This window comes from Leucogemmata humicola, from assembly GCF_055379415.1.
In genome coordinates this window covers 3,963,291-3,984,826 of sequence record NZ_AP040875.1, presented here as the reverse complement: position 1 = coordinate 3,984,826, position 21,536 = coordinate 3,963,291, and the positions used below count along the sequence as shown (strand labels likewise).

Genomic DNA, 21,536 nt, shown 5'->3' with positions numbered 1-21,536 from the left:
GAGGTCTGAGGCGCCCGCCTTCCTTCCCCGGACCGACTTAATTACCACCAATGTCCGACCTGCTCGCCGCCCGCACCCAGATGGCGCTGTCCCTCGGCTTCCACATCATCTTCGCCGAGATCGGCATTGCCATGCCGTTGCTCATGGTGTTCGCCGAATGGCGATGGCGACGAACCGGCGACGACGTGTATCTGCATCTCGCGAAACGCTGGGCAAAGGGAAGCGCGATTCTGTTTGCCGTCGGCGCGGTGTCCGGCACCGTTCTGTCGTTCGAGCTCGGACTCCTCTGGCCGCGGTTCATGCAGTTCGCCGGGCCAATCATCGGCATGCCGTTTTCCCTCGAGGGTTTTGCCTTTTTCACCGAAGCAATCTTCCTCGGCGTCTATCTCTACGGGTGGGACCGAATCTCGGGGCGTGCGCATCTCGCGGCCGGTGCGATCGTCGCCATCAGCGGCGCCGCGTCCGCGGTGTTCGTCGTCATGGTCAACGCGTGGATGAACACGCCCACGGGCCTCACGATGGTCGACGGTCGCATGGTCGACCTCGATCCGATCGCGGGCATGTTCAATCCGTCGACGTTTCAGCAGGCGTTGCACATGCTGCTCGCGGCGTATGCGGCGACCGGACTCGCCGTCGCTGGAATACACGCGGCAGTGCTGCTCAAGAAACACGACACGCCCTTTCATCGACGCGCGATGACTATCGCGCTCATGGTCGGCGTACCTGCCGCGCTACTGCAGCCGCTGTCGGGCGACATCAGTGCGCGTGCGGTCGCAGCGTGGCAACCGGTCAAACTCGCCGCGCTCGAAGCGCAATTCGAAACGCAGCGTGGCGCGCCTCTTCGGATCGGTGGAATTCCCGACTTGGGCGCCAAGAAGACCAGATTCTCGATCGAGATTCCGCGCGGACTCTCGTTCCTCGCGTATCACGACTTCAACGCCGAGGTGCGCGGGCTCGACGCGGTGGCGCCGGAACTGTGGCCGCCGATTCTCCCGGTGCACTTCGGATTTCAAGTCATGGTCGGGCTCGGGACGATGATGGCCGCGGTCTGCCTCGTCGTCGTCGTGCTGACGATTAGAGGAAAGTCATTGTTCGAACGACGTTGGATCCTCTGGGCACTCGCGATCATCGCACCCTTTGGGTTCATCGCAACAGAAGCCGGGTGGACGGTCACCGAAGTTGGGCGACAGCCTTGGACGGTGCAGGGAATCCTGCGCACGGCTGACGCGGTGACGCCAATGCCGGGACTCATCGTCCCAATGCTGCTCTTCGGCTTTCTGTACCTCGGACTCGGCGCGATTGTCGTGTTTCTCATCGCGTCGATCGTGAAGGAGACGACGTGACGAGCCTCAGCGCCTTCTTCGCATCGATCGGCATGCCGGAAATCGTCGCCGGCATCATGGTGCTCGCGCTCAACGCCTATGTGCTCATGGGCGGCGCGGACTTCGGTGGCGGTGTGTGGGACCTGCTCGCCAGCAGGCGTCGTCGCGACGAACAGCGCGAGTTGATCGCCAACTCGATTGCGCCGATCTGGGAAGCGAACCATGTCTGGCTGATCGTCGTGGTCGTCCTGCTGTTCACTGCGTTTCCGCTGGCGTTCGGTGTGGTGAGCGTCGTGCTACACATTCCGCTGACGATCATGCTGATCGGGATCGTGATGCGCGGGTCGGCGTTCGTGTTCAGGAGTTATGGCAAACCGTCGCCGCGAGTTCGGCAGCGTTGGGGCAACGCATTCGCCAGCGCGAGCATCGCTACACCAATTCTGCTTGGCACTGTTATCGGTGCCGTTGCGAGCGGTTCGGTTGCCGATGCGTCGACGCGTGTTTCGACTGGGTCGTTCGCCGGCGTCTACGTATCACCGTGGTTGGCGCCCTTTCCGCTCGCCGTTGGCGGCTTTGCGCTCGCGCTCTTTGCGTATCTCGCCGCCGTGTATCTCACGATCGAGGCGCGCGACGACCGGCTGCGCGAAGACTTCCGCGCGCGTGCACTCGTGTCGGCGTTGCTCGTGTTCGTCTTCGCCGCGCTCGCGCTACTTCTTGCGCGCGTCTGGGCGCCACGCGTCGCTGCCGGAGTGATGGAGTCGCCCTGGTCCATGCTGTTGCACGTCTGCACGGCAGCTTCGGCGATCACAGCAATCGCGGCGCTGTGGACGCGACGATATCAACTCGCGCGGATCGCCGCGGCTGCGCAGGTGAGCTTCATTCTTTGGGGCTGGGCCCTATCGCAGTATCCGTACATCCTTCCAGGCACGCTGACGATTCGTCAGGCGGCCGCGCCGACCGTTACGCTCCGACTCCTTCTCATCGGGTTGTCGGGCGGAGCGGTCATTCTAATTCCCTCATTGCGGTATCTCTTCCGCACCTTCGCTGGACGAGCGGCGGAAACGCACTAGGGCTGGCGAATCAACGCGCGGACGACACCGAGCAGTGCGGTGGGAAGTTGTTCGGGACGCTGAACAATCGTGTGACCCGAGCGCCCGAAAATTCGCGGCAGATATTCCGATGCGTCGCGGTCAACGGTGAGGCAGAACGGATATACGCCCGAAGCGCGCGCCTCCATGATCGCCTGTCGCGAATCTTCGACGCCATACGGACCTTGATATCGGTCCACGTCATTCGGACGACCGTCGGACAGTATCAAAAGCAATCGATGGCCGGCCGTCTGTCGCGCGAGTTGATGCGTTGCGTGTCGAACCGCGGCGCCGAGGCGAGTGAATCCGCCCGGGTTCAATCCGGCAATACGCTTGCGCACCGTCTCGCCGCTCCGCTCGGAGAAATCCTTCACGGTCGTGACCTTCACGTTCGACGCGTTCTTTCCGGCGAATGCGTACACCGCGTACAAATCGCCGAGTGCATCGAGTGCTTCACCGGCCAGCAGTAGTGCGATTTTCTCGAGATCAATGATGCGAAGCTCAGGCGTAACTCCGGCTTCGGTCGAACCGCTGACATCCGCGAGCAGCGCGAGCGCCAATCCGCGACGCGCCGGCCGCGCATCCAGGTAGAGGCGATCGTCCGGCGTGTCGCCAACGCGTCGATCGACGATTGCCGCGACGCAGGCCGCGATGTCGAGGTCGTCGCCCGACCGCTGGCGCGTCAATAGTGTGCGACGTGCGCGCAGGCGTTCGAACTGCGTTCGAATGCGCCGAACCAGCGCGCCGTGCCGGTGCAGCGTGTTCATCGACCACAGATGATCGCCGAGCTCTGGTTCGTGCAGGCGAACTGTTGCTGCGCGGCGAATGTACGCGCCAGCGTCGGAATCCCACTCGTCGTACACGACGTCGCCTGGCAGCACGCGAGCAGTGTCTTCGTCGACGATCTGTAACTCGTCGTCGCCGACGACAATGCCGCGAGTACCCTGGATGGATTTCGGCGAATCGAGATGGGACCACGGCTCGCCAGTGCCGTCCTCAGGACGGCCACCCATGTTCGAATCGTCGCTCTCCTCGCTCGGGGGCGCTTTGGCGTCCGGCATCGTTTCCGCCGATTTCGCCGATTGGTCCTCGGCGATGCCTGCACCCTCGCGGGTCGCCACTCGGCGAAGCACGTTTCCCCAGAAGAGCGCCATCGGCAATCCGCGATACGCGCCGCCCGTGAGACGAAGGCTTAGCGCCATCTTCTTTGCCCAAGCCAGCGAGGCGGCCGGATCATTCGGTAGATCGACGTCCGACGTTTCCTCGCTCGGTCGCGCAAGCGTTTTACGAACGAGATGTTCGACGTCCCGCTCTTGCCGAGTGAGTCGCTGAATGCGCGGGCGTCGACTGAGCGACGCCAGTCGCTCGCTGGCGAGCGTCTCGTTCATGCCGGGCATCGCGCGCGAGATACGCGCGTCGACGACCGCGGCCTCTCGCATGAGATACAGGTCGTGCTCGAGCTGGTCGGTGAATGGCGCGTGAGTCGCTGTTCCGCGTTCCAATCGTTCGGCCTGTTCGACCGCTAGCAGTCGGTATCGCGCAATCGCGGCGTCGACGCCCTCGCGCGCACTGAGGCTCGCGGGAAGATGAATCGCTTCGCCGTCGACGCCTGGCGTGGACTCGCGCGCTCTCGGATCCAGTCGTACGAACTTCAACGTGCGCGCGAGCCAATTCTTCGGCGCATCGTCCACCATCGTGATCTGAATCGGCCGACCGTACATCGCTGTGAGCATCAGATCGAGGCGTCGCTGCACGTGATCGAGTGGCAGCGTCGGCCGGCGCAGGCTCACGACTGCGCGCAGCCGATCGCCTGTGCGCGCGATCGTGTATCGTCCCTTGATCGTCAACCGCCGTCCGGCGGCGAGCCATTGCCGCACTACAGCATCGCCGCGACGAGGTCGGAAATCGCGCCGACCAGGTCAGGATCGTCGGTAAGCGGTCCCACGAGCGCCGAGCGACACGCCTCGTGCGCAGGAATGCCGTCGGCGATGAGCCGTGCCGCGGATACGAGGATGCGCGTCCCTGGTCCTTCGGCCAATCCTTGCTCCTTGAGACGCCGAATGCGATGCGCCAGCTCGACGAGACCCACGGCCGTCGACTTCTTCACGCCGCTTTCATGCGCAACGATCTCTGCTTCGGCGGAGAGCGACGGAAAGTCGAAGTCGATCGTGACGAAGCGCTGCCGCGTGCTCGGCTTGAGATCCTTGATGGCGTGTTGGTAGCCGGGATTGTATGAGATTACTAACTGGAAACCCTGCGCCGCTTCGATGAGCTCGCCCGTCTTCTCGATCGGGAGAATGCGCCGATCGTCGGTGAGTGGGTGGATGACGACCACCGTGTCCTGACGTGCTTCGACGACTTCGTCGAGGTAGCAGATGGCGCCGTGACGCGCCGCGGTCGTCAGCGGGCCGTCGACCCAGATCGTCTCGTCGCCGCGAATGAGGTAGCGGCCGGTGAGATCGCTCGCCGACAGGTCGTCGTGGCAGGCGATCGTCACGAGCGGACGATTGAGCTTGTGGGCCATGTGCTCGATGAAGCGCGTCTTGCCGCAACCTGTTGGACCCTTGAGCATCACGGGCAGGCCGCGTTCGTGGCAGCGCGTGAACACCGAGACTTCGTTTGCCGTGGGCAGATAGTACGGCTCGCGTGGGAACCAACGGACGCCATGTTCCAGCGACAGCGTCGAGTTCAGGGGCGCCGGGCGGCTTGGCAATACTGACATCGATCTCCTGAGTGGTGGTTCGAGGAGCGAATGATGAGCGCGGCTCAGGGAGCCACGCCAGCGTTCTAACCGGCTTCTGACACACCCTGCGCATTCTCTTACGACTCGACCGGCAGTTGAGTTCCCCTTACGGGGCGGCAGGGCCGGCGGCAGCTTTCGGCATGAATCGACGCGACTTCAACTCTCTCGTGCTTGGCGGCCTAGCCGCGAGCGCCGTGCCGCGACGCTGGACCTGGCCGCAGGCCGATCTCCGCGTGAATGGAGACCGTATCAACGCCCACCTTACGGCCCTCGGCGAGTTCGGGAAGAACCCGCAGGGCGGCGTGTCGCGCGTTGCGTATAGCGACGCGGATCGAGCCGCGCGTGCGGTTGTGCTCGACTGGATGCGAGCCGCCAAGCTCGAGCCGACGATCGACTTCGCCGGAAACATCATTGGACGGCGCGCGGGCAAAGATGCGTCGCTCAAGCCGCTGCTCTTCGGCTCACACATCGACTCGGTGCCCGAGGGTGGCAACTACGACGGCAACCTCGGCTCGACGGCGGCGATCGAGGTGGCGCAGACGTTCGCCGAGCACAACGTGGTGACCCGACATCCGATCGAGGTCGTCGTCTGGCAGAACGAAGAGGGTGGACTGTATGGCAGCCGGTCGGTGAGCGGCCAGGTCACACCAGTCGAGCTCAAGACAGTGTCGAACAGTGGAAAGACAGTGGAGCAGGGCATCGCCTTCATTGGCGGCGATGTCTCGAAGCTGAGTCAGGTGAAGCGACAGAAGGGCTCGATCGCGGGCTATCTCGAGCTCCATATCGAGCAGGGCGGTACGCTCGAAGCCGACAAGATCGACATCGGAGTCGTCGAAGGAATCGTCGGCATCAAGCAATGGGAGGCCACCGTCACCGGCTTTGCGAATCACGCCGGCACGACGCCGATGAATCAGCGTCACGACGCGCTGCTTGCTGCCGCAAAATTCGTGGAGATGGTGAACCGCGTCGTGCGTAGTATGCCCGGTCGACAGGTGGGCACCGTCGGCCGAATTCAGGCCTATCCCGGCGCACCGAATGTGATTCCTGGCAAAGTCGTGTGCACGCTCGAACTGCGCGACCTCGACGATGCGAAGATCGACAAGCTGTTCACGCAAGTCCGTGCCGAGGCAACGAAAATCGGCGCCGAGAACGGGACGCAGTTCGCCTTCGTCGATCTGCATTCGAACATCGCAGCGCCAAGCGATCCGCGTATGCGCGCCATTATCGGCGACTCAGCGAAGGCGCTCGGGCTAACGTCGCGCGTGATGCCGAGCGGTGCAGGCCACGATGCGCAGTCGATGGCGCAGCTCGGTCCGATGGGAATGATCTTCATTCCGAGCGTCGGCGGGATCAGTCATTCGCCGAAAGAGTTCTCGAAGCCGGCGGACATCGTGAACGGCGCAAACGTGCTGCTGAAAGCCGTTCTTGCTGCGGATCAGGCGCTCGCTTAACGACGAGGCCACGAGGACCAACGGTAAACAGCAGACGGATTGAACGAATTTCGCGAACGAAACGGAAACTGCATCTCGAGGCTTGGAGGAACGCAGTTCTCGAGTCAGCTTGTTCCGTTAATTCAGCGAAATCCGTCAATCCGTGCTGCTGTTCTCATGGTCATCGTGACTGATTGGTCGTGTCCCTCGCGTTGACCAGCCGTCACGAACCTCAGGCTGGCGCGAGTGCCAGAACGCGCAACGGACTTCCGCTCCCCTTCACGATTTTGAGCGGCGCCGCGATTGCAATTGCCCCGGTAGCCGGCAGCTGATCGAGATTGCGTAGGCTGGCGAGTCCGAACTTTCCTGCGCCGTGCATCGTGGAGTGATTGGGAAAGGGTGGATCGAACATTCCCGCCTGACCCGCATCGGTCCCGACCGTCTCGACGCCGACACCGAGCACGTCGCGATCGTGCGCGAGCAATTCCGATGTGCTCTTGTGGAAGCCCGGGCTGTGTGGTCCGTCGCCGCGCACGTTGAGAAAAGAGTCCGCGTCGGTGCGCTTGCTCCAGTCGGTGCGAAGAAAGACCCACGCATTCTTCGGGATTCGACCGTTCGTTTTCTCCCATGCGGCAACATGATCTGGCATGAGGAGGAAATCCTCATTGGCCGCCACCTCGCGCGTCACGTCGATCACGCACGCGGGGCCAACGAATCGGCGCGCGGGAATCGTGTCGCAGGTGTTATCGGGCAGATCCTTGCCCGTGATCCAGTGTACCGGCGCGTCGAAGTGCGTGCCGGTGTGCTCGCCCAGGTGGAGAATGTTCCAATACCACGCCGGTCCCTTGTCGTCGAAGCACGAAATGACCTCGACGCTGAGTCCGGGCGACGCGCCGAACTGCGGCGGAAGCCCGATGACGGGCGTCTCCGGCCCGAGAGGCGACGTGAGATCGACGACCTTCACCGAGCCGGTGTTGAGTGCGTCGGCGAGCTGAATGAGCAGCGACATGGCGATTCTCCGAAAGGTCCTAGGAGCGCGACTTCAGGTATCGCGCGAATTGATATCGATTCTCTAACAGCGATAGATCGGTCACGTACCCAGACGGTCCTACGGCTTCGACCTTCGCCACGATGGTCGTCAACTCATTCGCGGCGCGAGCGTCGTCGAACGCGGCAACGAAAGCATCGATGTCATGCACGGTTGTCGTTCGCGGAACTCCCGCCGCGGCAGCCATACCAGCGATGTCGCTGCCCGTCGACGTCGCCGTCGGGAATCCGCCGACCGACAGCAGACTCTCGTTATCGAACACGACATGAATGAGGTTCTTCGGCCGGTATCGCGCGAGCGTCGTCAGTCCGCCGAGGTTCATGAGGATCGAACCGTCGCCGTCGAACACGACGACGGGAATCTCCGGGCGGCTGAGGGCGATGCCGAGTCCCATCGACGACGCGAGTCCCATCGCGTGTTGCAGATAGAAGAAATTCTGCTGATGTCCGATCGACTGGAGCTCAGCGGCGACGGCACCCATGATCGTGACGACCGCGCAGCCCTCGAGCTTGGAATAGACGGCCTTCATCGCGTCTACGCGCTTCATGCGTCCTCCCACATCAGATCGCGGCAGAGGAGCACCGCAACGGGACGGCTGGCCGAATACGCGAGCGTCTGTGCCTGATGCATGCGCTTCGCCACATGATCGCGCGAGTCGAGTCGGATGCGCGGAATACGCAGCGCGTCGAGTACGTGCTCGGTGACGCCACCGCCTTCCGTCTGCCACGGATCCCGCTCGCCGAACTCGCCGCGATGGCTGATCAACATGAGCAGGGGAATTCGATAGAGCTGCGCGCACGACACGATGCCGTTCACCGACGCGAGAAAGCCGTGGTTCTGCATCAGCATCGCCGACTTCACACCAGAAAGGTGCGCGCCCGCCGAGATGCCGACGCCCTCCTCCTCCTTTGCGAGGCGGACGAGTGTCATCTCGGGATCGTCTTCCGACATGCGAATGAGATGGACGAGCCACGTTTCCGGCAGCGCCGATACAACGCGCACGCCGATGTCCTTGAGTGACTCGTAGATCAGTTTGGAGCTTGTAACTGAAACGGGCATGATGCCTCGTGAACGATCAGACTGCCGTGACCTTGTTGAAAACGCTCGACAGCAGCCACCACACTCCGGTGCCGCCGATGATCACCGGAATACCGAAGCGAATCCAGTAGTACAACCAGATCGGAGCGGCCGCTTCGCCCTGTGGACCCAACTGCCGCAGCGCGTCCGAACGCTTGATGCACCAGCCAACAGTGAGCACCGCGACGAGCGATCCAAGCGTCTGCATTCCCGACCCGAACGTGAGATCCCACGGGACGAAGATTGCGTTGTTGATCGTCGGCGGTATTGCCAAAATGAACACCGCGGCCGAAACGATCCAGACCGCCCGACTGCGGGTGAATCTCGTGTTGTCGGTCAGCCCGGCGGTGAGCACCTCGAATGCACCGACGTCGGAGAGATAGCCCGCGCCGAACAGGCCGACGAAGAAAAGACACCCGAACAGCGCCCCGAAGGGCATTGCAGCGAATGCCTTTGGCAATGTCGCGAAGATCAAGCCCGGACCCGACGTCGGTTCGAGTCCGAGCGCGAAGACGGCAGGGATGATGGCGAATCCGCACAGCAGCGCGGATCCGGTATCACCAATCACCGTCCAGATCGCCGGCTCGGCCAGACTTTCCTTGCCGTCGAGATACGATCCGTAGACGACCATGAACGTTCCGCCGAGCGACAGCGAAAAGATCGCGTGTCCGATGGCGGCGACCATGACGGCCGGCGTGAGGTCGGCAAAGCGAAACTTCAGAATGTACCAGCGCACGCCTTCCATCGCACCCGGGAGCGTGAGCGATCGCACCATGAGCACGAGGATCACGATCATCAGCGTGGGCAAGACGATCTTGCTCGCGCGTTCGATGCCGCCCCGCAGGCCTTTGATCACGACGAGCGCACAGGTGAGGATGACCACGCCGGTGCAGATCAACTGCAACACGAAGCTCTTCGCGTTGAAGCCGGTGTCGGGGGGTAGGATCGCCGATGGATCGAGCGGGATGTGCAGGCCGATCGCGAGCTGTCCGACCGCGTAGTACAACACCCAGCCGATGACGGCGGTGTAATAGCCTGTCGCCGCGATCACGACGACGAAGAAGAACCAACCGACGAACGTTCCGAAGGGCAGTCCGCCAAGGGCAAACGCCCCGACTGGCCCGCGGCGTGTGAATCGGCCCAGCGCAAACTCGGCCATGAGCGCCGGAACGCCGATTACCACCGAAACGAGAATGTAGAAGAGCACGAACGCCGCGCCGCCGAACTTTCCGACCATGTACGGGAAGCGCCACACATTCCCGAGGCCGATGGCGACACCGATGATCGTCGCCAGCGTGCCAATGCGCGAGGCGAACGTCTCGCGCGGCTTGCTCGAGTCGTTCACGCCGATCCGACGGAGTCGGCCAGCACGTCGAGCGCCGTGTCCACGTCGACGAGGGAGTTGTAGAAGTGTGGCGCCAGTCGAATCACGGGTCCGCGTGCCGACGGCAGAACGCCGCGCTTCCGCATCGCCACCTCGACGGCGTGCGAATCAGCCACGACGAACGCAGTCGTCGACGTCTTTCGAGCCATATCGGCCGTTCCGTGAAGGGTGAGGCCACGTTCGCGTCCACCGTCGATCAAACGGCGGCCTAGTACTTCCAACCAGGCGCGGATGCGATCGGGGCCAACGTCGTTGATGATCGACATCCCCGCTCGCGAGATATACGCATTGGCGACCGGAGGCGTTCCCGTGTCGAACCGCGCGGCTGTCGGCGCCCAGTCGAGTTGCTTGACTTGAAAGGCAAACGGATTGGCGCGACCAAACCATCCGGTGATCGTTGGTGCAAGCCGATCGACGAGCTCACGCCGGACGTACAGAAACGCGATTCCGGGAATGCCCATGAGGAATTTCAGATTCCCCGCCGCGAGAAAGTCGACATCCATGGCGCGTACGTCCACGGGCAGCGTGCCGAGCGTCTGATAGGCATCGACATAGAGCAAGGCGCCGGCATCGTGCACGCGCTTGGCGAGCCGAGGAATGTCTTGGGTGAAACCGTTCAGGTAGTAGCCGTGACAGGCCGAGACGATCGCTGTGCGGTCGTCGACGAGCGTGTCGTATGCAGCGGGTTGGATCTCGCCATTCACGACTGGAACCCACGTCACCTGCGCTCCATGTCGTTCCTGTGCGAGCCAGACGTGTCCGATCGTCGGAAACTCGGCTTCGGTCACCACGACGCGCCGGCGCGCTCCCGAGAAATCGAGTGCGCTGGCGACGGCACTTGTTGCCTCGGAAACTGAACTGAACACCGCGATCTCGTCGGCAGTCGCGTTGATCAGCCGCGCGAATTCCTGCTTCGCGAGGTTGACCTCGTCGACCCACGCATCCCAGTCCATGCCGCTCTGATTCCACGACTCCAAATACCGCTCGGCCGCCGCGCGCGTGACGTCAGTCTGCGGCGCTTGAGAGCAGTTGTTCATCGGAATGAGCGTCGCCAGGAGAGGGATGCGACGACGCCAAGCTTCGAGCGCGGGAGGGTGGATCAAGGGCGTGAGGCGGGGCGCGGGCCGCGAAAAACGTGCGGCGGGGCGCGTGCGGCGTTCGGCGAACAGCGTGACGCGTTAGGAGTACGCTGAATCTACGTGCCAGTCAAGCCGACGGCGCCCGCCGCCCGCCGTACGCCTCACGCCTCGCCCTACCTCGACGTCTGAATCACGTCGTAGTATTGCGTCAACTTCCCATCGTTGAACGCACGCACCTGATCGAGTATCGACGCCAGCATCTGCTGGCTCCGCATGTACGGCCCAAACGTCGGTCCTCGACCGTAGCTCATGCCGTTGAACACCGATCGAATGAACGTGCTGCTCGAATCGAGCGGCAGCATGCCGGCGTTCGTATAGAACTTCTTCCAGTTGTCCGGATCCTGAAACAGATACTGCTCCACGTTCGACAAATAGAACGCCGTGACCGACGCCTTGTGCTCCTTGAGGAAGTCGCTCACCGAGCGAATTGCCTTCGACCCGGCGAAGTCACCGACGATCGGCACGAGCAGATTGTTCAGCTCCACGTCTTTGAGCGTTCGGAAGTTCGCCTCCGTCGCCATGTAGCTCCGGTGAACGCGATCGCTGTCCGTCTCCATCTGCAGCGTCGCGTAGCTCGGCATCATGCCGCGCCCGTAACCGCCACCGCGACCCGCCGACGTGTTGTAGGTGATGTCGGGACCGGAGCTCACGAAGGATTCGTACACGTACGCGATCGTGCTCAGATCTTCCTCGGACAGCTTGAACCCGTGACGGTGTGTGAGCGTTTCACGAATCGACGTGATGTTCTTACGGAAACGCGCACTGTCTGGTGGCGATGTCGCGAACGCTGTGAAAATCGCTTCAGGTGTCGATGTCGTGTCGAGGCCGTTCGGTCGAGGACGCGAGAACAGGCGTGACACAAAATCGGCGCGGTCGGTCGACTGCTCGATGAGCGCCTTGTACATCAGGTGCGTCAGCATGTTCTGCCGGCGAATGTCGAAGACGAAGGCAATCTTCGGCTTCAACGCCACGATGTACGTGAAGTTCTGGTCGGGTCCGACGCCCAAGTACACGCCGCCGACTTTGGTCGTGCGTTGCAACTCGGGAATCACCCACTGCAGCGTCGTCTCGTTCGACACGAGATTTTCCGAGCGAAAGTATCCGTTCGCTTCGGAGTAGTCGGTCACCAATCGCCAGAACGTACTGTCGGCGAGTTTGGCGGGAATGCTCGGAGCGGTAGGTATACTCTGAGCGGCGACAGGCGCGCGCGGCGCGGCAAACGAAACTGCCGTCGCGAGAAGTAGCGCTTTTCGAATCATGCGAGTTCGCGGGAAGCGGGAAGCAGCACCGACGATTAGGGAACGTTGTCTACAGATGAGAACGGGGGGAAGAGGCCTTCGCCCCTTCCCCCCGTTCCGCATTCCGCGCGCCGCGACCCATCACTCCCCACCCGTCCGCCTCACCCGTCCCCACTCACGACACGCCGCATATCGCTACTGCCAGGTCAGATCGAAATCGTAGTAGCCGTAGCCGCCCTGCTGATCCTTCACGCGAATCACGGTCGTGTAGCCATTCCATGAACTCGGCTGCTGAATCACCGACACCGAGCCGCGTCCCTGATTCTGCGTCACCATCATCTGCGCGTTCGACCGCGGCATTGACGCATTGCCATTCGTTGCGCGGATGCTCGTCGGCTGCGCGCCGTGAACCGTGCGGTATTCGATGCGTCCGTTCTGCAGACGAATCTCCAGCTCGTCGTCGACGTTCCCGCTCCAGTGCATCACGCTGCCGTACTGTCCGTTCTGGCCGTACTGTCCATTCTGCCCGTTCCGATCGCGACCGCGGTTGGGATAGTTGTCGTCGTCACGATCGCGATTGGGGTAACCGTCGCGATCGCGTGGGTACACCGCGCCGCTATTCGAGTAGCCGTTGTCCTCCCAATACGCCGCGAGACGATAGTTGTCGGAACCGCTTCGCGAATCGACCACGCGCACGACCGTTTGATAGTTATTGCGCGCCGTCGGCTGTTCGATCACGTCGACGTCGCCTCGGCCGTCGACCAGCCGAACCACAACGTGGCCGTCTTGACGCGGGATCGACGAGAACGTTCTCGCGCGTTCAGCGCGCGGCTCCGTGCGGCCGATGTCGTTCGTCCAGACTTGGCCGCCGCGCATCACGATCTGCTTCTCGCGGTCGACGGAGCCAGTCCACTCGAAGAGTTCGCGTCCCTGACTCGGCGCCTGTCTGCCGAACTGCGCCATCGCCATTGGCGCCGCAGCGACCACCGCTACTGTCGCGAAAGGAACCGACTGCCGAATCCAACGAAACATTGTCATAACACCGCTCCTTGGTGAGCCGATCGCGTCCATCACGATCGATGCTTCGGCCACAAGGAAAAGCAGCGGTTGTGCCGGTTTTGGCCTGCGCGTGTGCCGCCCGGACTGGTGCGTCGCAAATGCCCGATCCATCGGCGGTTGCGAGGTTGGGTTCGCCGAAAACGAGCCGGCACAAAGTGACGAACGACACACTTCGTGTCTCGAAACTGTCCGCAACGCTGGACAATGCCGCGTCCGATGCGTGGGACGGACGCGCCCGCCTCTAGCACGTCGCCGTGGCCGGTCGCACGTTTCCGGCGATATGCTCTCACGATCGATCACTCCACTGCACGCGACTGCGCTCGTCGTCGGTATTATCATCGGCGCGTCGATCTTTGTGCAGCCGTCCGTCATCACGGGCGCGGTGCCTACGGTCGGCGGAGTGTATTCCGTTTGGATCGTCTCAGGAATTCTCACGCTGTTCGGTGCGCTCATCGCCGCGGAGTTGGCATCGGCGTATCCGCACGCAGGTGGCGTGTACGTCTTTCTTCGCGAAGCGTTTTCGCCGGCCGTCGGCTTCCTGTGGGGCTGGGCGATGTTCTGGACCATGCACACCGGCATCATTGCGGTCATCGCCATGGTGTTCGCTCGGTATGCCGCGTTCTTCTTTCCCGTTGGCGATACGGGAATGCGGCTCTTTGCAGTCGGCGCGGTCATTGCGCTGACCGGCGTCAACTACATTGGCGTGCGGCAGGGAAGCCTGGTCCAAACCACGCTGACGATCGTCAAGGTCGCGGCGGTTGTCGTGATCATTGCTCTCGCCTTCGCGCTAGGTCCGCACGAGACGCTTGGGGTTCCCCCGACCTCTGCAACCGCCCAGGCATTCACGTTCTCTCAATTCCCGATCGCGATCATCGCGGGGCTGTTTGCGTTCGGCGGCTGGCACATGGTGACATATGCCGCCGAGGAGACGCGTGATCCGGAACGAACCATTCCGCGGGCGCTGGTTACCGGAGTGTTGATCGTTACCGGCTGTTACATCGCGCTCAACGCGGCGTACTTCCACGTGCTTCGTCCCGACAAGATTGCGTCGTCCACTCGCGTCGCGGCCGACGCAGCCGACGCGGTCCTTGGGCATGGCGGAGCCGCGATGATGTCGGCGGTTGTCGCGCTCTCGACCTTCGGAGCGCTGAATGGTGTCATTCTCTCCGGACCACGCGCCTATCTCGCGATGGCGCGGGACCGTCTGCTCTTCAACTGGGCCGCAGCGATTCATCCCCGTTTCCGCACGCCACATCGCGCAATCCTTCTTCAGGGCGTCTGGGCGATTGTGCTCGTGTCCACGGGGACGTATCGTGCGCTCTTCACTCGGGTCGTGTACACCGAATGGATCTTCTTCGCGCTCATGGCGGTCGGGCTGATGCGTCTTCGCGGGCGCCCGTCGTACGCACCGGCGTACCGCGTTTGGGGATATCCGATCGTCCCGATCGTTTTTATCCTGTCGTCAGCCTACATCGTTATCAATCAGATCGTGCACGACGTGAACGAAAGCCTGATCGGATTGCTGCTCGTGTTGGTCGGCCTTCCCATCTACTTCATCTGGCTTCGTAACCCCTCACTCTCCACGGCTCAACATGCTGATTGACGTTCACAATCACTTCTATCCGCCCGAATATCTCGACGCGCTCAAGGCAGGGGACAGCGCCGTCAAGCTCACGATCGACGACGAAGGGAATCCGTGTCTGCACTATCCCGGTGACTACAATGTTGCCGTGCGCGGTCATCGGGATATCGGCTACCGCCACGAGGTGATGGAAGAGCACGGAGTCGACACGCAGGTGCTGACGTTCACGACGCCTGGCACACACGTCGAACCGCCCGAACGTGCGGTCCGCTTCGCGCAGCTCGTGAACAACGCGTTTGCCAAGATTGTCAGCGAGCGCGCGCCCCGTTTTTCGTCGCTCGCCACGTTGCCGCTGAATGATCCCGCCGCATCGGTCACGGAGCTCACGCGCGCGGTGACCGAGCTCGGAATGCCGGGAGCGATGCTGTTCAGCAATGTGAACGGCGTGGCACTCGCGGACGCACGCTTTCATCCGTTGTACGCGGAAGCCGACCGGCTTGGCGCAATCCTGCACATCCATCCGACGGATCCCGTCGGTGTCGAAGCGATGACCGACTACTGGCTCATGCCGTTGGTTGGATTCCTCGCCGATACCACGCTCGCCGCGGCGAAGCTCGTCTACGCCGGTATCCCCGAGCGCTACCCGAACATCAAGTTCGTCCTCGGCCACCTCGGCGGCGCGATCCCGTATCTCGCCGAGCGTCTAGATCGTGGTTGGGAAGCGTTTCCGGACTGTCGCGTTGACATTTCGCGGAAGCCAACGGAGTATCTGCGCGAGTTCTACTATGACGGCGTGAACTTCGATCCGGCCGCAGTGCGCCTTGCCGTGGACTTCGCCGGTGCCGATCACGTCATGGCTGCCAGCGATTACCCACATCAGATCGGCAGCCTGTCGAAAATGAAATCGAGCATCGCCGCGGTGAACGTATCGGAAGCGGAACGCAAGAAGATTCGCGGCGAGAACGCGCGTCTGTTATACAAACTCTAATAACGTCTCGATGCGCGTTTACCGGTTCATCGCTACGGTCGGCCTGGCGTTGCTCGCTGCAACGCCCGTAACTGCGCGAGGGCAGGGCAACCTGCGGAGCCAACTTGGCACCGTCTCGCAGTCGATCGTGGGCACGCGGATCGAGGTAGTCTATCGGCGACCCGTGGCCCGCGGGCGCGCGCTCTTCGGCGCGCTCGTGCCCTGGGGACAGGTCTGGACCCCGAGCGCCGATAGCGCCGCGCGCATCACGCTATCGAACGCCATTGAAGTGAACGGCTCCAAGCTCGCCGCCGGTACGTACAGCATGTGGGCGATTCCTGATTCGGCGTCGTGGACCGTGATTTTCAACAGCGTCGCCGAGGTGTTTCACAAGAACTATCCTGATGGGCGCGACGTCCTTCGCGTTCGCGCCACGCCCACGCACGGCGATCACGTTGAATCGCTAATGTTCGCGTTCCCAATGGCGGATGGCGATTCCGCTCGGCTCGAGCTGCACTGGGGAACGACCGTCGTGCCGCTGTCGATTCACGCCGTCAAATAACGGCGCACCAACTCCCACCTCGAACGAAGACAATGCGGAAATTGCTCGTCCTTTTGGCTGCTGCCGCTCTGTGCAGCTGCACGCGCGTGGTTCAGTCGGCACCGGATCCCGAATACCTCACGCCGTACGGCGCCCCGCGCAACCCGTTCTCGCCCGCGGTACGCGTTGGCAACTGGATCTATCTCGCCGGGCAGATCGGCACGGACACGTCGGGCAAGCTCGTACCTGGCGGCATTCAGGCCGAGGCGCGTCAGGCGCTGAACAACATCAAGGACGTGTTGCAGAAGAGCAATTCATCGCTCGACCGCATCGTGAAGTGCACGGTGTTCATGGCCGACATGAAGGAATGGCCAGCCATGAACGAGATCTATGCAACGTACTTCCGCAATCACTTCCCGGCGCGCAGTGCCTTCGGCTCGACCGGCCTCGCACTGAACGCGCGCATGGAAATCGAGTGCATCGCGGTGACGAATTAGCTGGAGTAGTACGCCGCGTTTTCTTCGATGTATCCCGCGGTTAGGTCGCAGCCATAGGCCGTAGCGCTCGAACTTCCCGCGCCGACGGAGACTTCGAGATCTACGATCTCCGTCTTGAGGCTGTCGCGCACGGTGGCGTCGTCGAACGTTAGACGCTCGCCACCGCGCACCACCGGAAAGCCGTTGATCGATGCGTCGGTGCGATCAGTGCGAATGTCGCAGTCGAAGCACTTGCCCACGGCCATGAGGAGCCGGCCAACGTTTGGATCTGCGCCGTGCACCATCGTCTTGATCAATGGCGAGTTGATCAATGCCTTGGCGATGCGTTTGGCCTCCGCGTCGTTCGCGGCGTTGTGCACCGTCGCACGAATGAGGTGCTTGGCCCCTTCGCCATCGCGCGCGAGCATTTCCGTCATGCGAATACAACCCGCCCGCAACGCCTCGGCGAACGCCGGACGATCGACAGCGCCGGCGAGGCCGTTCGCTAGAATCACGCAGGTATCCGACGTGCTCGTATCGCTGTCGACGGACAGCATGTTGAACGAGACATTCACCGCGTCACGCAGCAGCGTGTCGAGATCATCCGCCTCGATGGCGGCGTCGGTGAAGATATAGGCCAGCATCGTCGCCATGTTCGGCTCGATCATTCCTGAGCCTTTTGCGACCCATGTGATTGTCGCGTTGCCCACGCTCACCGAAAGCGCCTTGGCGTAGGTGTCGGTCGTCATGATCCCTTCCGCGCCAACGAGCGGATTGTCCTGCAGATCGCCCGACATTCCATGGATTCCGCGCTCGATGATGTCGATCGGTAGCGGGACGCCGATCACGCCCGTCGAGCTCACGAGCACGCGATTCGGCGTAGTGCCAACCTCGGCCGCCGCGGCCGCGGCCATGCGCGCGGCGTTATCGAGCCCTTTCGCCCCAGTCGCAACGTTGCTGACTTTGCTGTTGACGACGATCGCACGGAGTCGCCGATCGCGAATCGTCTGTCGGCCGAGGACTACAGGCGCACCAGGAAATTGGTTGCGCGTGAACATTGCAGCAGCATTCGCCTCGACGTCGCTCGCGAAGAGTGCGAGATCCTTGGCGACGGGCTTGAGCCCGCAATTCCGACTCGCGCAACGAAAGCCGCGCGGGAAAACCGGTTGATCGTGAAACCGCATGGTGGGGGCCGAGTACGTGTTGCGCGAAACATCAGGAAGGGGTGAAGATAGAGGAGCACCCACATCGAGGGGGAGGCCATCATGTTCGTCAAAGACTTTATCGGCGAGTACGAGCGGTATCGCCTGAGCGGCGAGAAAGCGATGGCGCAGGTGTCGGACGAGGCGCTCAATCGCGTCGTAGCCCCGAATGGCAACTCGATTGCCATGATCGTGCGGCATATGGGCGGTAACCTGGTGTCCCGCTTCACCGACTTCTTGACTGCCGACGGAGAGAAGCCCTGGCGGAATCGCGACGACGAATTCGCCGAAGGTCGGTTTACCCGGGCCGAGGTCGATGACGCCTGGAAGACCGGTTGGGGCGTGGTCGAATCGGAGGTCGGAAGGCTGACCGACGATGATCTCGAGCGCATCGTGACGATCCGGAATCACGAGCTTACCGTGCATGCCGCGCTCGCGCGCTCCGTCACTCACGTATCGATGCACGTCGGGCAAATCATCCTGCTGTCGCGCATCCTTGCGAGCCACGAATGGAAGTGGATCAGCATTCCCAAGGGGCAGTCGCAGCAGTACAACCAGAACCCAACGCTCGAACGACGGCCGGCACAGTGAAGGTGCTGGTCGAAGCGTGCGTCGGGTCAATCGAGGAGGCGCTCGCAGCAGAGCAGGGTGGCGCCGATCGCCTCGAACTGTGCGATGCGCTCGACGTTGGTGGCACGACGCCGAACCGCGAGCTCATCGCCGAGGTGAAGCGGCGCGTTCGGATTCCCGTAGCAATGATGGTTAGGCCACGCGGCGGTTCGTTCGTGTTCAACAGGCACGAAATCGAGTCGATGCGCCGCGACATGGACACCGTCCGCGAGCTTGGCGCCGACGTCGTGGTGATTGGCCTGATCAACGAAGACGGCACGATCGACGCCCGCCACACACGCGAGCTCGTCAAACGCGCCGAGGGAACGCCGGTCACGGTGCATCGCGCCTTCGACCACGCCACCGATCCGGCCTTGGCGCTCGATGCGCTGATCGATTCCGGCGTGTCGCGCGTTCTCACCGGTGGCGGGCCCGGCGCGGCGCTGGAAGGCGCGGATACGATCAAGGCTCTGATGGAGCAGGCCGACGGGCGGATTTCAATCATGCCCGGCGGCACGGTTCGCGGCGAGAATGTCGCGAAACTCGTGCAGCACAGCGGCGTGCACGAGGTGCACGCGCGCTGCGAGCTCGATCCTCAGCGCATTCGCGGCATCGTCGACGCGCTGGCCGTCAGGGGCCGCGCGTCCACCGATTATTCGCGCGGTTGATGTCAGGCAGGGCGCGCCGCGGATCGACGTCGACCGCGCGAACGCCCTTGGTACCTGGGATTCGGTAGGTGAATCGGTCGCCGAGGTTCCACATCTCGACCGGGAGCTTCACCGTCGATATGGCGCCGTCGTCAAAGGTGATGGCCAACTCGGCCGGCATCACCATGGTGCCGCGATTGCTGAGCACCACGCTCGTCACGCCGTCGCTACCGCGTGACACAGAATCGACTGCCTGATCGAGCCGAGCGGTCGTGAAGATCCAGTCTCGCCAGAACCAGTCGAGCTCCATTCCTGACTGATCGCGCATCAGTCGGAAGAAATCAGCCGGCGTCGGATGCTTGTACGCCCAGGTGCGGATGTACTCGCGGAACGCAGCGTCGAAGCGATCCTTGCCGAGCACTTCATACCGTAGCATCTGCATCATGAGCGCTGGCTTCTGGTAACCGCCCCAGAAGAGATCGCGCACTTCGACCGGCTTGGTGATGAGCGGCTGTTCGTTCCCGGCGAGAGCATGCTCCGCGTTCAGGTGCAGCGGATGCACTTCGATGGTGTCGCCGTATGGTGTGCCGGCGAAATACTTCGCCGCGTTCGCCAGATCGATGAACGTGTTGAAGCCCTCATCCATCCACGGATAGAGGCGTTCGTTCGACCCGACGACCATCGGGAACCACTCGTGACCGAATTCGTGTGCGATGACCCATTGCTGGTCTTCACGCGTCGGGCTGTTCGGCGTGAAGGTGAGCATGGGATATTCCATGCCTTCGATAGGCCCTTCGATCGTCGTTGCGTGTGAGTACGGGTATTTGAACCACTGCTCGCTGTAGTATTTGATCGCCTCGCGACCCATCCGGTTGACCTCCGGCCATTTATCGGCTTTCGGCCGATACAACGACTCGATGAGGATTCCAGAATAGCCGCTGGCGTCCCAGCGAAACTCCGGGCCCGCGGCAAAGGCGAAGTCGCGAACGTTTTTCGCCGTGTAGTGCCACGCGAGCGTTGCCGGCTTCGCGCCGGCGGTGGCCGGGCGGATCAGGCCGAGTTTCCCGACTTCGTCCGCGCGAATGATTGCGATCGTCGTATCGGACTTTCGCGCCAGCGCCAGTCTCTGCCGCTGCGTCGCTGTCAGCACCTGCTCCGGATTTGACAACTCACCCGTCGCTGCCACGATGTGGCCGAACGGGACGGTGAGTGTCACGTCGAAATTGCCGTACTCGAGGTAGAACTCTCCGGCGCCGATGTACGGCTCGTGATTCCATCCCTTCACGTCGTCGTACACTGCCATGCGCGGATACCACTGCGCGATTTCGTACAACGGACCGTCGTGTCCCATGCGCCCAGCACCCTGCTGCGGCACATTGAAATGCCACACCGCCTCGAGGTCGAGCGACGCGCCGGGTGCGAGCGGAGTCTCCAGATCGACGCGCATCGTCGTGCCGAATCTCGTTCGCTTCGCGTCACGTCCCGCAATCTTCAGCGACTCCATCCTGGGCGCGCTGTTGAAGCCCTGGCAGGAAAAATCGAAGCTCGTGCCGAGGAAGACGAGCGGCGGTTGATTGAGGACGTTGGTCACGCTGTTCGGCTCGCAGATGTTCTGCTCGACGTACAGCCAGAGGTAGGGCAGGGAATCGGGCGAGTGGTTCACGTAGTGAATCGTCTCGCTGCCGCGGATTTCGTTCTTCTCGGGGTCGAGTGTCGCCCGAATGCGGTAATCGACGCGCTGCTGCCAGTATTTCGGTCCGGGGCGTCCGGAGCCCGAGCGATACTCGTTTGGTCCCGCGAGGTCGAGTGGGCGGAAATGCGAGCTGTCGGCGACGCTCGGTCGGCTCTGTGCTGGCAAAGCCGCGGCCGAAAGCAGGGAAAGGACTAGGGCCAGCGACCGTGTTGGCGCGACAAATCGCATCGTGATCGTTTCGGTTTGGGTGCACTGAGGCGAACGAGACGTTAGCGCCGCTGGGCATCCGAT

20 protein-coding genes are annotated in these 21,536 nt (G+C 62.5%); 9 read left to right on the top strand and 11 right to left on the bottom strand.

The window, feature by feature from the left end; translation table 11 throughout:
- The first annotated feature begins 50 nt into the window (after nt 1-50).
- Together AC6H4Z_RS16980 and AC6H4Z_RS16975 are read left to right on the top strand one after the other, a co-directional pair.
- Nucleotides 51-1,343, top strand: coding sequence for a cytochrome ubiquinol oxidase subunit I (locus AC6H4Z_RS16980; RefSeq protein WP_497543147.1), 1,293 nt, complete (start codon nt 51-53; stop codon nt 1,341-1,343).
- A complete protein-coding gene (locus tag AC6H4Z_RS16975; RefSeq protein ID WP_497543146.1) occupies nt 1,340-2,392 on the top strand; it encodes a cytochrome d ubiquinol oxidase subunit II in 1,053 nt (350 codons plus the stop codon). Before AC6H4Z_RS16980 ends, AC6H4Z_RS16975 begins: the two co-directional genes overlap by 4 nt.
- Here AC6H4Z_RS16975 and AC6H4Z_RS16970 read toward each other — a convergent pair.
- On the bottom strand, nt 2,389-4,287 hold the full coding sequence (locus AC6H4Z_RS16970; protein ID WP_497543145.1) for a nitric oxide reductase activation protein NorD: 1,899 nt from the start codon (nt 4,285-4,287) through the stop codon (nt 2,389-2,391). The genes AC6H4Z_RS16975 and AC6H4Z_RS16970 overlap by 4 nt on opposite strands.
- Nucleotides 4,287-5,132: a CbbQ/NirQ/NorQ/GpvN family protein gene (locus AC6H4Z_RS16965; protein ID WP_497543144.1), complete on the bottom strand. Its 846-nt coding sequence runs from the start codon at nt 5,130-5,132 to the stop codon at nt 4,287-4,289. Before AC6H4Z_RS16965 ends, AC6H4Z_RS16970 begins: the two co-directional genes overlap by 1 nt.
- Nucleotides 5,133-5,293: 161 nt before the next feature.
- Here AC6H4Z_RS16965 and AC6H4Z_RS16960 point away from each other — a divergent pair, with 161 nt between their 5' ends.
- Nucleotides 5,294-6,604 (top strand): Zn-dependent hydrolase, encoded by a 1,311-nt coding sequence (locus tag AC6H4Z_RS16960; protein WP_497543143.1) that lies wholly within the window; start codon nt 5,294-5,296, stop codon nt 6,602-6,604.
- Nucleotides 6,605-6,815: 211 nt separating this feature from the next.
- Here the strand turns inward: AC6H4Z_RS16960 and AC6H4Z_RS16955 are convergent, their stop codons facing one another.
- The 7 genes from AC6H4Z_RS16955 to AC6H4Z_RS16925 all read right to left on the bottom strand — a co-directional run bounded on the left by AC6H4Z_RS16955 (nt 6,816) and on the right by AC6H4Z_RS16925 (nt 13,507).
- Complete coding sequence (locus AC6H4Z_RS16955) at nt 6,816-7,592, bottom strand: cyclase family protein (RefSeq protein WP_497543142.1); 777 nt, start codon at nt 7,590-7,592, stop codon at nt 6,816-6,818.
- Between the two features lie 19 nt (nt 7,593-7,611).
- Nucleotides 7,612-8,178, bottom strand: a complete 567-nt coding sequence (locus AC6H4Z_RS16950) for a thiamine pyrophosphate-dependent enzyme (RefSeq protein ID WP_497543141.1) — start codon at nt 8,176-8,178, stop codon at nt 7,612-7,614.
- Entirely contained in the window at nt 8,175-8,690 is a 516-nt protein-coding gene (locus tag AC6H4Z_RS16945) for a thiamine pyrophosphate-binding protein (RefSeq protein WP_497543140.1), read from the bottom strand. Before AC6H4Z_RS16945 ends, AC6H4Z_RS16950 begins: the two co-directional genes overlap by 4 nt.
- A 16-nt stretch (nt 8,691-8,706) precedes the next feature.
- A complete protein-coding gene (locus tag AC6H4Z_RS16940; protein ID WP_497543139.1) occupies nt 8,707-10,053 on the bottom strand; it encodes a sodium-dependent transporter in 1,347 nt (448 codons plus the stop codon).
- On the bottom strand, nt 10,050-11,195 hold the full coding sequence (locus tag AC6H4Z_RS16935; RefSeq protein ID WP_497543138.1) for an aminotransferase class V-fold PLP-dependent enzyme: 1,146 nt from the start codon (nt 11,193-11,195) through the stop codon (nt 10,050-10,052). The genes AC6H4Z_RS16940 and AC6H4Z_RS16935 overlap by 4 nt, the downstream gene beginning before the upstream one ends.
- 149 nt (nt 11,196-11,344) lie before the next feature.
- The gene (locus AC6H4Z_RS16930; RefSeq protein WP_497543137.1) at nt 11,345-12,490 is read right to left on the bottom strand and encodes an LIC_10091 family protein; all 1,146 of its coding nucleotides are present in this window, start codon (nt 12,488-12,490) and stop codon (nt 11,345-11,347) included.
- Between the two features lie 174 nt (nt 12,491-12,664).
- The gene (locus AC6H4Z_RS16925) at nt 12,665-13,507 is read right to left on the bottom strand and encodes a hypothetical protein (protein ID WP_497543136.1); all 843 of its coding nucleotides are present in this window, start codon (nt 13,505-13,507) and stop codon (nt 12,665-12,667) included.
- A gap of 301 nt (nt 13,508-13,808) precedes the next feature.
- Here AC6H4Z_RS16925 and AC6H4Z_RS16920 point away from each other — a divergent pair, with 301 nt between their 5' ends.
- Genes AC6H4Z_RS16920 through AC6H4Z_RS16905 form a run of 4 tightly spaced genes read left to right on the top strand, consistent with a single transcriptional unit; the run spans nt 13,809 to nt 17,115 of the window.
- Nucleotides 13,809-15,131 (top strand): APC family permease, encoded by a 1,323-nt coding sequence (locus AC6H4Z_RS16920; protein WP_497543135.1) that lies wholly within the window; start codon nt 13,809-13,811, stop codon nt 15,129-15,131.
- Nucleotides 15,121-16,098: an amidohydrolase family protein gene (locus AC6H4Z_RS16915; protein WP_497543134.1), complete on the top strand. Its 978-nt coding sequence runs from the start codon at nt 15,121-15,123 to the stop codon at nt 16,096-16,098. Before AC6H4Z_RS16920 ends, AC6H4Z_RS16915 begins: the two co-directional genes overlap by 11 nt.
- Nucleotides 16,099-16,108: 10 nt before the next feature.
- Nucleotides 16,109-16,639, top strand: a complete 531-nt coding sequence (locus AC6H4Z_RS16910; RefSeq protein ID WP_497543133.1) for a DUF2911 domain-containing protein — start codon at nt 16,109-16,111, stop codon at nt 16,637-16,639.
- Between the two features lie 32 nt (nt 16,640-16,671).
- Nucleotides 16,672-17,115, top strand: coding sequence for a RidA family protein (locus AC6H4Z_RS16905; RefSeq protein WP_497543132.1), 444 nt, complete (start codon nt 16,672-16,674; stop codon nt 17,113-17,115).
- Here the strand turns inward: AC6H4Z_RS16905 and argJ are convergent.
- A complete protein-coding gene (argJ, locus tag AC6H4Z_RS16900; protein ID WP_497543131.1) occupies nt 17,112-18,278 on the bottom strand; it encodes a bifunctional glutamate N-acetyltransferase/amino-acid acetyltransferase ArgJ in 1,167 nt (388 codons plus the stop codon). The genes AC6H4Z_RS16905 and argJ overlap by 4 nt on opposite strands.
- A gap of 81 nt (nt 18,279-18,359) precedes the next feature.
- Between argJ and AC6H4Z_RS16895 the strand changes: the two genes are divergently transcribed.
- Together AC6H4Z_RS16895 and AC6H4Z_RS16890 are read left to right on the top strand one after the other, a co-directional pair.
- Nucleotides 18,360-18,887, top strand: coding sequence for a DUF1572 family protein (locus tag AC6H4Z_RS16895; protein ID WP_497543130.1), 528 nt, complete (start codon nt 18,360-18,362; stop codon nt 18,885-18,887).
- Nucleotides 18,806-19,573, top strand: coding sequence for a copper homeostasis protein CutC (locus AC6H4Z_RS16890; RefSeq protein ID WP_497543129.1), 768 nt, complete (start codon nt 18,806-18,808; stop codon nt 19,571-19,573). The genes AC6H4Z_RS16895 and AC6H4Z_RS16890 overlap by 82 nt, the downstream gene beginning before the upstream one ends.
- Here AC6H4Z_RS16890 and AC6H4Z_RS16885 read toward each other — a convergent pair.
- Nucleotides 19,536-21,473, bottom strand: coding sequence for a M1 family metallopeptidase (locus AC6H4Z_RS16885; protein WP_497543128.1), 1,938 nt, complete (start codon nt 21,471-21,473; stop codon nt 19,536-19,538). The two genes, AC6H4Z_RS16890 and AC6H4Z_RS16885, sit on opposite strands and share 38 nt — an antisense overlap.
- Nucleotides 21,474-21,536: the final 63 nt, after the last annotated feature.

Bases quoted from the DNA above. Each gene is read 5' to 3' on its own strand.
- AC6H4Z_RS16980 (WP_497543147.1), top strand. From the start codon at position 51: ATGTCCGACCTGCTCGCCGCCCGCACCCAGATGGCGCTGTCCCTCGGC.
- AC6H4Z_RS16965 (WP_497543144.1), bottom strand. From the start codon at position 5,132: ATGTCAGTATTGCCAAGCCGCCCGGCGCCCCTGAACTCGACGCTGTCG.
- AC6H4Z_RS16960 (WP_497543143.1), top strand. From the start codon at position 5,294: ATGAATCGACGCGACTTCAACTCTCTCGTGCTTGGCGGCCTAGCCGCG.
- AC6H4Z_RS16955 (WP_497543142.1), bottom strand. From the start codon at position 7,592: ATGTCGCTGCTCATTCAGCTCGCCGACGCACTCAACACCGGCTCGGTG.
- AC6H4Z_RS16950 (WP_497543141.1), bottom strand. From the start codon at position 8,178: ATGAAGCGCGTAGACGCGATGAAGGCCGTCTATTCCAAGCTCGAGGGC.
- AC6H4Z_RS16945 (WP_497543140.1), bottom strand. From the start codon at position 8,690: ATGCCCGTTTCAGTTACAAGCTCCAAACTGATCTACGAGTCACTCAAG.
- AC6H4Z_RS16930 (WP_497543137.1), bottom strand. From the start codon at position 12,490: ATGATTCGAAAAGCGCTACTTCTCGCGACGGCAGTTTCGTTTGCCGCG.
- AC6H4Z_RS16925 (WP_497543136.1), bottom strand. From the start codon at position 13,507: ATGACAATGTTTCGTTGGATTCGGCAGTCGGTTCCTTTCGCGACAGTA.
- AC6H4Z_RS16920 (WP_497543135.1), top strand. From the start codon at position 13,809: ATGCTCTCACGATCGATCACTCCACTGCACGCGACTGCGCTCGTCGTC.
- AC6H4Z_RS16915 (WP_497543134.1), top strand. From the start codon at position 15,121: ATGCTGATTGACGTTCACAATCACTTCTATCCGCCCGAATATCTCGAC.
- AC6H4Z_RS16910 (WP_497543133.1), top strand. From the start codon at position 16,109: ATGCGCGTTTACCGGTTCATCGCTACGGTCGGCCTGGCGTTGCTCGCT.
- AC6H4Z_RS16905 (WP_497543132.1), top strand. From the start codon at position 16,672: ATGCGGAAATTGCTCGTCCTTTTGGCTGCTGCCGCTCTGTGCAGCTGC.
- argJ (WP_497543131.1), bottom strand. From the start codon at position 18,278: ATGCGGTTTCACGATCAACCGGTTTTCCCGCGCGGCTTTCGTTGCGCG.
- AC6H4Z_RS16895 (WP_497543130.1), top strand. From the start codon at position 18,360: ATGTTCGTCAAAGACTTTATCGGCGAGTACGAGCGGTATCGCCTGAGC.
- AC6H4Z_RS16890 (WP_497543129.1), top strand. From the start codon at position 18,806: ATGGAAGTGGATCAGCATTCCCAAGGGGCAGTCGCAGCAGTACAACCA.
- AC6H4Z_RS16885 (WP_497543128.1), bottom strand. From the start codon at position 21,473: ATGCGATTTGTCGCGCCAACACGGTCGCTGGCCCTAGTCCTTTCCCTG.